The 275-nt window shown below is 48.7% G+C and carries 1 pseudogene; it reads left to right on the top strand.

Annotated elements, in window-relative coordinates:
- A pseudogene (locus DVG79_RS16025) lies at positions 1-275 on the top strand (copper amine oxidase); the annotation flags it as partial.

A 275-nucleotide genomic window follows, 5' to 3' on the forward strand; every position in this document is an offset into this window, starting at 1 on the left:
GAAGAAAACCTTCCGACAAAAGCAGCACAGGAAGCGGTCTCTGGTCATGAAACATACGTCCAAGATACGTTCATGCAGTATGTCGAAGGCGACTACAAAGGATCAGCTGACACATTCCGTGAGTCATATGCTTACATGTACGGTGTCGGTGAAAACCTCGGTGAAGCAATCGTCAAACAATCACCTGAGAAATTCATGGATGGTACACCAGGTTCAATGCCGAACACAGGTAACGGCGGCATGAGCGACAACAATGCAGCAGGTACGACTGGTGC

Origin of the sequence: Exiguobacterium sp. RIT594 (assembly GCF_003339585.1) — a bacterium.
Taxonomy (GTDB): Bacteria; Bacillota; Bacilli; order Exiguobacteriales; family Exiguobacteriaceae; genus Exiguobacterium_A.